Raw genomic sequence first — 6,454 nt, 5'->3', positions numbered from 1 at the left:
CTAAAGGATTCCAAGTAGTCAGAATAGCCTGAACATCTTCACTTTCCTTTTCTCTTCTTTTAAATTCCTCAGTTTGTTGATAGTCAGTCATATTATTTGTTTTTGCATGAAGCACAACGGTTTAGCTATGAGCAGTAGCGTCCCGCAGGGCGCTATTGCTCATAGGTTTTGTTAGGCAACGTATTTAGTTTTCGCCTTCTTCAAATTCTTTTTGTTGTTCTTCAGTTAAAGCAGCTGTATTCCACCAACCGTTGGAAGTTCTTTGAATTGTATGTCCACAGTATGGACAAGTTATAGGTTCTTTTTCTTTCGTTCCTGGCATAGGTAAATTATGTTCCCATACTTTAAACGGTTTCGAACATGATTGACATTTTTCTATATCCATTTTCAAAAAGTTTTATTTGTTATCTCTATTTTTAATTGCATCTGTTTTGCCTTGAGGTAGACTAGTGTAAATTCCACTAACTTTTTTGGGTAAAGCAATCATGTACTCAACGATAATATTTACTAATTCAAATAGCTTTCCAACCGTTTCTGGGTTATCAGTGTCAATTTGTCCTGGATGAACAGCGTCATTTCCTGTAACTCTAACGATATCCAATGATTGTTGAACAATTTCAGGAAGTCCTTTCGAGACTAAGTTTGATATGTCTTGATTTATATTATTTCCAGACTCCCCGAGTTCCTTACACAATATTTGAATTGATAGTCTCAAAAGAGCTGCTGCACCTCTAGAGGATTTAGTGTGTATTGCAGTTGCTTCTTTGTATAGTTTTAATACTGATTCAGGCATTTCCGTATTAGGGAATGGTGCATTTCCAGTTTCTGGATAATACATTTTCTCTCGAATCCAAATAGTACTTTGTTCGCAATGCTGACAAGTCCCTACTCGAATATCATTATCCGACCCACCGTAGGATGCTTTATTCCAATGGACACTCCACCAATCTTGTTTTGATATTGTGCCACAATGAGGACAGGTAAATGATTTTGAGTATACGGTTGGTTCAATATGTTTCATGTCTTTTTTTCTATGTTGCCTAACGGTTATGGCTATGCGCCGTAGCGTTGTTTTGCGACTAAGTTACCAAAAATTCTCAAGCGGTAGGAAAATCCGTAGGATTTTCCGAGTAGGCTATAAAAAGCTATGGCTTATAGCCGATGTTGGCAACAGTATTTATTTTACAATATTGCCATTTTCGTACTTCACTTTTTTTTCTAATATTCCGTTTTCGTCAAAGTATAAATAAATTCCATGTGCTCTTCCACTTTTCGTTTGTCCAATTTCTCTTATTACTCCATTTTCGTGAAATCTTAAAATTTGGCTATCGCTAAATGTATCTGCACTACGAAACTTTTTTATTTTTCCGTTGTCATAAAATGATATAAGAACTCCATCTCGCTTTCCTTTATTTGCTTCGTAAAGGTATTTTGGGCGAAAATTATTTTCATTAAGCAAAATTCCGTAACCATTTAGCGTATCATTTTCGTAATGTCTAAATCCGATAATATTTTCGTTTAGGTCAAATAGAAGTCCGTTTCCATTTTTTAGTCCATTTACGGTTTGTACTAAAAAATCTTTTGTGCCGTTTTCACGATACTTTATAATTGTATCAATTTTTTCAGTTCGAATTGATTCCGCTGTTTCACTTTTCTTTTTTTGTGAATAGCTATCATAACTGAATACAGTTAGAAGAATTATTATATGTAGAACAGTTTTTTTCATATTGTTGCCAACGTTTCGTATAACCGTCAGTTACGGGATTAAAGTTAATAATTTTCGGTTAAGAACTGGCGTTAGCAATTCCGAGTGGATTCGGGCGTAGTCGAATCCGCCGTAATTGCGGTTATACATTGTTGTGTGCAGTACTTTTTTTATTCAAAGTAATATCTTATTAATTCAGTTCGCTTTCCATTTCGATATTCAGATTTTTCGGTTATTAAATTCCGTTGATTGTATTCGAATTTTTGCTTGATAATTTCTCCGTTTGATTTTGTTTCTGTTTTCTCAATTAATTTTCCGTTTTTCCATTTATACGAGTAATCGGAACATTCTTTTTGGTCATTTGCTATTTTACATTCACTTATTACATTTTTATCAGTATCTAAAACTGTGGTTTCTTGCTTGTAATATGCACCAAACGTTGATTCGGTATTGTTGTTTATGGTTTCTGTTGTTTTATTTAAACCATATTCATAAGTTTTCGTTGATTTCCAAATTGGTTTATTGTAAACATACCAACCTGTTGAGTCAATCTGTTTTTTTAAGCGATTTTGATTATCGTAATAGTAATATCTTTTGGTATGTAATTTATTTTCTCTTGTGTAAGAAATCCATTCAATAAGTCTTTTTACTTCATCGTATTTCCACTCTATATTTAAATATCGTGTACTATCCACTATATGAAATTGTTTAAGCTCTTGATTATTTGAATTATAAACATATTCATAAATCTTTGGTCTATATATTGATTTTGTATGAGTGGTGTCTTTTGTTTCTTTGTAAATAGAGTAATGATTATTTGTAGTTCGATATTCCTTTCGTTTAAGGTTTTGGTTTAAATCATATTCGTAAATTGTTTCTCCTACACTTTCTATGTACCCTATGAATCCAAATTCTTTTGTTTTCTCAATTTCTAAAGGTGACATTGTTTCTTTAATGATTAAACCATTTTTGTCATAATAGTTTTTAAACTTATTCCAAGTTAAATGAGTGCCAACGTGAGTAACAACAACTAAATTACTTTTAATTCCGAATACTGTTTTGTTATCTATATCAACCTCTTTGGAAAATAACAATGTGCTATCTTTTCTTTTTATTTTTCCATTTTTTCTCAATGGAATCGAATATTTAGAAACCTTGTTTAAATCATTTTCAATGAAGTCATTAAAAGTCCAATTTAATTCAGTTGGCTTTTGAGCAAAAACCAAAGTCGTAAAAAGGGTCAATATGTAAAATGTAAAGGTCTTCATTCGTATTGCACACAACGTCAGTCTGTCTCAAAACTACACTAATTTTCCTTTAAATTCAGTTTCAGGGTTAAGATTTCCGTATTTCATGAATTTTATGAAATTTCTCGGGAATGCGATTTTTAAAGCTTGCTGAGTGGATAATTGGGTTATAGCAAGCAATATAACCCCTAAAAACGAATTGAGCGCAGCGCAAACGGCCGTTATATGGAACTTTACACCGAGATTAAAGAGTCGTTTAAGGTTTTGGTTTAAATCATATTCGTAAATTGTTTCTCCTACACTTTCTATGTACCCTATGAATCCAAATTCTTTTGTTTTCTCAATTTCTAAAGGTGACATTGTTTCTTTAATGATTAAACCATTTTTGTCATAATAGTTTTTAAACTTATTCCAAGTTAAATGAGTGCCAACGTGAGTAACAACAACTAAATTACTTTTAATTCCGAATACTGTTTTGTTATCTATATCAACCTCTTTGGAAAATAACAATGTGCTATCTTTTCTTTTTATTTTTCCATTTTTTCTCAATGGAATCGAATATTTAGAAACCTTGTTTAAATCATTTTCAATGAAGTCATTAAAAGTCCAATTTAATTCAGTTGGCTTTTGAGCAAAAACCAAAGTCGTAAAAAGGGTCAATATGTAAAATGTAAAGGTCTTCATTCGTATTGCACACAACGTCAGTCTGTCTCAAAACTACACTAATTTTCCTTTAAATTCAGTTTCAGGGTTAAGATTTCCGTATTTCATGAATTTTATGAAATTTCTCGGGAATGCGATTTTTAAAGCTTGCTGAGTGGATAATTGGGTTATAGCAAGCAATATAACCCCTAAAAACGAATTGAGCGCAGCGCAAACGGCCGTTATATGGAACTTTACACCGAGATTAAAGAGTCGTTTAAGGTTGTAGGCAAGGGTCAACAAGCCGACATCTGCCGAAGCCACGGCTATCTTTTGCGACTTTTACAGCCCGTGGGCCACCGCTACACTGGCAAGAGCAAATCAAAAAACAGTTAAACAGACCTATATAAAAAAACGTGAATCCTAACGTAATGGGACTCCTATGGCCAAAATGAAAGTAAACGACCAAACAAACCTGAAAAACAGTGGAGAAAAACTACAAAATGTACAGAGCGCTATAATTCCTTAGCAAAAATTGAGGTAAACAATACCAAATCAGGGAAAACCGACTCCTGAAAACCCATCCCAAACTAGACCAATCCCCATAAGGACAAACCGACATACACCGGTTCAGTCAACACTGCATTCATGTTGGGTCGTACCCACCACACGAATGCTTAGTTATTGCCAGTAGTGTTTTTTAGTTTAGGTTTGATTTACAACTCTCAATTGCTGTTTTTAACTTCCTCTTTTCATAATCCGTTTTTGCATATTCAAATTCAGATAGCTTTTGTAAAAAAATCAAATCCTCTTTGTCGGGATTAGCTGAAATATACTTTAGAAATTCTGTCATTAGTCCATCTTTAAATTCTAAAGGTTCACTACCTCCTAAATTTTGAACCATATAACCTGTTGTAAGTCTTATATTCTCTTTGTTATAACCTTGTTCAATTAATTTATCTCGAACAGAATTAAAAGTCGGTTCAATTTCTTTCCACTCGTCTTTTTTAGAGTTTATTATTACATTCAACGAATAGTCAATAATTGCATCAGTTTTTGAGTCGATTTGTAACAAAAATTCAATTCTTTTAATATCTGAATCTTTTTCCATTGATGAGATTTGTTTTCTAAATTCGTTCTCAACCTTTTGTTTCTTATCAAAAAGAAGGTTGTCTTTCCTGAATTTTGAATTGAAACCATAATATTCAAACATTGCATCATAGACAAGTGATTTTACCTCTATCATTTTTAATTGATTGAATGATGAAATGTATTCTTGAAGCCAGTCTTTTTTATTGTCAATACTTTCACCTCTTTTCATTTTCATTACTTTCTTAAAATCTGAGATGAGAAATTGTCTGACTTCTTGATTGTCAAAATTGGAAAGTCCACAACACCAAGAAATTGTAAACTCCTTGCTAGGGTGAACAGTTTTGTCGTGATTTGAAATATATGACATTAATGATGGAATACATTCTGTTAAGTCATTTTCAGTTATTAAATCACATATTTCATAAATTAAGTCATTTGTTCCCTTTTCTAAATGACTATTTAGGTAAGGTATATAATCTTTAGTTCCTAATTTATTGAGAACATTGAATGTTGTCATAAACAAGTATTCATTATCGGTGTTTAGTAATGGCAGTAATTTTGGAATTGCTGGTTTGTATTCTAATTCTCCCAAAGTTTTTATAATTTCAATTTTTCCTCCGTCAACACTATTTTGAACAGGATCCATTAAGTTTTGAGGATAAATACCATCTTCTCCAGCCTTTGAGAGTTTTGATAGTAATATTGGACCGATAAAGTCAGAACCTTCGCTTGATAGTTGCCTAACAGCTTCTCCTTGTACGATGCTATTTTTGTTATCCAATAGTTTAACTAACAAATCTCTTGAGGAATTACCTTTTATATTACCCAATAGTTTAGCTAAAGCATAAAGTGAATTATCTAAATCGGTTTTATAAATATCTTCGTAAATAGAATCATATTTTTTATATGATGTTAGATATAGCATCATCAGAACTTGTGATGTTTTATCATTAGATAAATTATCGGAAAGTTCGGATAATAGATAATTATGAAAACTCTTTTTTTTACTATTAAATGAATTTAAAAACTCTTCAAATTCTTTAAGTGAATAGAATTTTTGATTATCATAAAATGTAGTTTGTATCAAGTCATATTGTACTTTTTTTGACTTAACTTTTAAGTCTCCTGATGTTGGTGTCCAAACATAGTAAGCATTGTTGTTTTTTAGAGCATTTACATATGTTATAAGTTCTTTGTCTTCTTTTATTTGTTCTTCCCAATATTCAAGATTTCTTTTTGAAGGCTTATTCTTATTTAAAAAAACAATGAATTTATCTCCAATTTTCATTTTGTCAATCGGACCATAACGATTACTAAAACCTGAAATCCAGATTATATCCGAATTGACTTTTCCTTTATAGATTTTTAGAATTTTTGCTTGCGCTCTAAAATCGCCATTACTTACATATTCAACAAGCGCAATAGCATCTGATTCAGTTATCATTTTTTTCCAACTTGGGTCTTTCCAACTATCGGCTTTTGCAGTTAGATGAATAAATATTAGTAAGAATATAAATAAGAGTTTTTTCATTTTTTTCGTTTTCTCTAAACTAATTACATTTCCAGAATTAGAATAATAGAAATGAGTTAACAGTTAATTTGAATGAGTAAATAATCTTGGATTACGATGTTTCTCAACATTACTGGCAACGTCCCGTATAAAAACTGTGCGAGCGGGCGAGCGTGATTGTCCGCAGGACAATCCGCTGAGCAAGCGAGCACGGAATTTCGATTCAAGACAGGTTTTAGCATTGTTTTTATATAGTGT

General features: G+C 32.0%; 7 protein-coding genes. All 7 read right to left on the bottom strand.

What is annotated here, in order from left to right:
• Nucleotides 1-184 precede the first annotated feature (184 nt).
• The 7 genes from H4O20_RS08680 to H4O20_RS08650 all read right to left on the bottom strand — a co-directional run bounded on the left by H4O20_RS08680 (nucleotide 185) and on the right by H4O20_RS08650 (nucleotide 6,217).
• A complete protein-coding gene (locus H4O20_RS08680; protein ID WP_185098986.1) occupies nucleotides 185-385 on the bottom strand; it encodes a hypothetical protein in 201 nt (66 codons plus the stop codon).
• 12 nt (nucleotides 386-397) lie between these two features.
• Complete coding sequence (locus H4O20_RS08675; protein ID WP_185098985.1) at nucleotides 398-1,021, bottom strand: DUF4145 domain-containing protein; 624 nt, start codon at nucleotides 1,019-1,021, stop codon at nucleotides 398-400.
• A gap of 156 nt (nucleotides 1,022-1,177) precedes the next feature.
• Nucleotides 1,178-1,726 (bottom strand): toxin-antitoxin system YwqK family antitoxin, encoded by a 549-nt coding sequence (locus H4O20_RS08670; RefSeq protein ID WP_185098984.1) that lies wholly within the window; start codon nucleotides 1,724-1,726, stop codon nucleotides 1,178-1,180.
• Nucleotides 1,727-1,875: 149 nt separating this feature from the next.
• Entirely contained in the window at nucleotides 1,876-2,973 is a 1,098-nt protein-coding gene (locus tag H4O20_RS08665) for a hypothetical protein (RefSeq protein ID WP_185098983.1), read from the bottom strand.
• Nucleotides 2,974-3,006: 33 nt separating this feature from the next.
• Nucleotides 3,007-3,636: a hypothetical protein gene (locus H4O20_RS08660; RefSeq protein ID WP_185098982.1), complete on the bottom strand. Its 630-nt coding sequence runs from the start codon at nucleotides 3,634-3,636 to the stop codon at nucleotides 3,007-3,009.
• A 33-nt stretch (nucleotides 3,637-3,669) separates the two neighbouring features.
• Nucleotides 3,670-3,918, bottom strand: coding sequence for a hypothetical protein (locus H4O20_RS08655; RefSeq protein WP_185098981.1), 249 nt, complete (start codon nucleotides 3,916-3,918; stop codon nucleotides 3,670-3,672).
• Between the two features lie 376 nt (nucleotides 3,919-4,294).
• Nucleotides 4,295-6,217, bottom strand: a complete 1,923-nt coding sequence (locus tag H4O20_RS08650) for a HEAT repeat domain-containing protein (protein ID WP_185098980.1) — start codon at nucleotides 6,215-6,217, stop codon at nucleotides 4,295-4,297.
• Nucleotides 6,218-6,454: the final 237 nt, after the last annotated feature.

The organism is Aequorivita sp. 609, from assembly GCF_014212065.1.
Classification (GTDB): Bacteria; Bacteroidota; Bacteroidia; order Flavobacteriales; family Flavobacteriaceae; genus Aequorivita; species Aequorivita sinensis.
The sequence above is the reverse complement of the archived record's forward strand: the minus strand, read 5'-3'. Positions and strand labels throughout refer to the sequence as shown.